Origin of the sequence: Kitasatospora sp. NPDC086801, from assembly GCF_044745805.1 — a bacterium.
Lineage (GTDB): Bacteria > Actinomycetota > Actinomycetes > Streptomycetales > Streptomycetaceae > Kitasatospora.
Genome location: NZ_JBIVAX010000100.1, coordinates 1 through 2055 on the forward strand (window position 1 = coordinate 1; position 2055 = coordinate 2055).

Annotated in this window: 3 protein-coding genes; 1 reads left to right on the forward strand and 2 read right to left on the reverse strand. The window is 66.9% G+C overall.

Features of this window, described 5'->3' with window-relative positions; translation table 11 throughout:
- Positions 1 to 129 precede the first annotated feature (129 nt).
- The gene (locus ACIPLC_RS38115; protein ID WP_400477652.1) at positions 130 to 669 is read left to right on the forward strand and encodes an integrase core domain-containing protein; all 540 of its coding nucleotides are present in this window, start codon (positions 130 to 132) and stop codon (positions 667 to 669) included.
- Between the two features lie 95 nt (positions 670 to 764).
- Here ACIPLC_RS38115 and ACIPLC_RS38120 read toward each other — a convergent pair whose 3' ends face one another.
- The gene (locus tag ACIPLC_RS38120; protein WP_400477653.1) at positions 765 to 1169 is read right to left on the reverse strand and encodes a hypothetical protein; all 405 of its coding nucleotides are present in this window, start codon (positions 1167 to 1169) and stop codon (positions 765 to 767) included.
- The coding region (locus ACIPLC_RS38125) for a hypothetical protein (RefSeq protein ID WP_400477654.1) at positions 1169 to 2055 on the reverse strand (887 nt) is incomplete at its 5' end. The genes ACIPLC_RS38120 and ACIPLC_RS38125, both read right to left, overlap by 1 nt.

The following is a 2055-nucleotide window of genomic DNA, read 5'->3' on the forward strand; positions in this document are numbered from 1 at the left end:
CTCCTCGGCACCGTCCACAACCTCAGCAAAATCCTCGCCGGCACCGCAAAATCGCGCTCTTGACTCCCGGACGGGCGAAGTCGTGCGACAGCCTCACTCCTCGCCTGTGACTTCTTCGAAACGGTCACCTTGTCCGGCGCCCGGCTGCATGTGCTCGCGGTGATCGAGCACGCAAGCCGACGGATCCGGATCCTGGGCGCAACCGCTCATCCGACCGCGTCCTGGGTGGCGCAGGCGGCGAAGAACCTCGTCATGGACCTCGAGGACGCCGGCTGCCGGGCGCGCTACATGCTCCGGGACCGGGACGGGAAGTTCCCCGAACTGTTCGACGCCGTCCTCGCCGACGCAGGTATCCAGGTCGTGCTCAGCGGAGTCCGCATGCCGAGGATGAACTCCATCATGGAAAGGTGGGTGCAGACCTGCCGGCGAGAACTGCTGGACCGCACGCTGATCTGGGACCAGCGCCACCTCCTGCGCGCGCTACGCGAGTTCGAGAGGTTCTACAACGACCATAGGCCACACCAGGGCATCGCGAACGCCCGACCTCGCCGCCCCCTTCCCGCACCGATCGACAACCCGGAGCAGATCGCCCGCCTCAACATGCGCCGAACCGACCGACTCGGCGGCCTCCTCCACGATACCGACATGCAGCCTGAACAGGGCGGATGAGGTTTTCGGCAAGGACAGGGTCCCCAGGACGCAACAGTGAACGCCGGCCCGCGAGACATTGTCTCGCGGGCCGGCGTCGGGCAGGGCGGGCCGGGTCAGCGTCGATGGGCAGTAACCCGGAACCGTGCCTCCGGCATCAGCTTGAGCACGAAGCCGAACTGAATGACCACCAGTGGCCACAGCAGCCATCCAGGCCCACTGATCATCAGGATGAACAGCAGCGGCCCTGCCAGTGTGATACCGACGACGGCCCGCAGGTGCGGGAAGAACCGTAGCGGCGAGAGGGCCAGCAGGAGCACCAGGGAGGGCACGCCGAACAGCGGGAAGAAGATGTACCCCAACCCGAGCAGCCCGTAGGGCACTTGGTCGTACGACGGGCGGAACAGCAGGGTGAGCACGCCGGCCAGCACGAACCAGCCCACGGCGAAGGCCAGGATGTACCTGATCGCCGCCCGGAGGAACCAGCGCAGCGCGCCCTCCTCCCGCGCCTCGGCACCCATCAGCAGTTACCGGAGCATTCGAACTTGGCGTCGCGGCCGCCTGCAAGCGGGGGCGACGTGCCCATCCCGTCGTCGATGGGGAAAGAGGTCGCCCTGTCCACACCTAGCATGTTCGGCGCCATCCCTCGACGGTACTGCACCACCTCCATGTCCGGGTACCTGTCCCCCTTGCGCTCCACCGAGACAGAGTGCGTGCCAAGGCTCACCGTCACCGTCGCGTTGGCGGAGAACGCGTCCAGCGAGGCGTTGATCCCGTGGATGTCCATCTTGATCTTGTCCGCGGAGAGTTCGAGCGGGTTGATGTTGTTGTGCCAGGCCAGCGTCGTGTCCTTGCCACTGTACGGGCCGACGTCCAGCGGTCGGGCGGCAATCAGTTTGGAATCGAAGCGCGTGCCGAGGCCGGGGATGGACCACGGATTAGAGGTCGACGGCGCGACGGTGAAGCTGATCTCGCCGGTCGCGGTGTCCCAGAACAGCGCCATCCGGTAGGCGGCCTCAGGGTCGCCGGAGGGGCCGCGGTCGTCACCACGCAATTGGAGGAGCGCTGCGTATTGGGTGTGGATGTAGAAGCGGACCATGATGATGCCGTGGTCCTCCGAGGACTTCGCGGTGGACAGCACCCTGCGCTGCGCCTTCGCCGGTGGGATGCATCCGAAGCCGATCTGGATGGCGTCGTCCACCTTGTCAGCTGGCGGCGTGTACGGGGCGGGCGTCGATGTGGAGGGCGCGGTGTCCGGGCAGCTGTTGACCGCCCATGGGCTGTAGCTGCACGAAGCCGCACCGCCCGAGGAGTTGGTCGCGTTGCAGCCGACCTGGAAGATGCTGCAGGTGGGGCCGCCGCCGCAGACGTCCTTGACGCCGTCGGCGCAGGGTGCGAGTCCGCTCG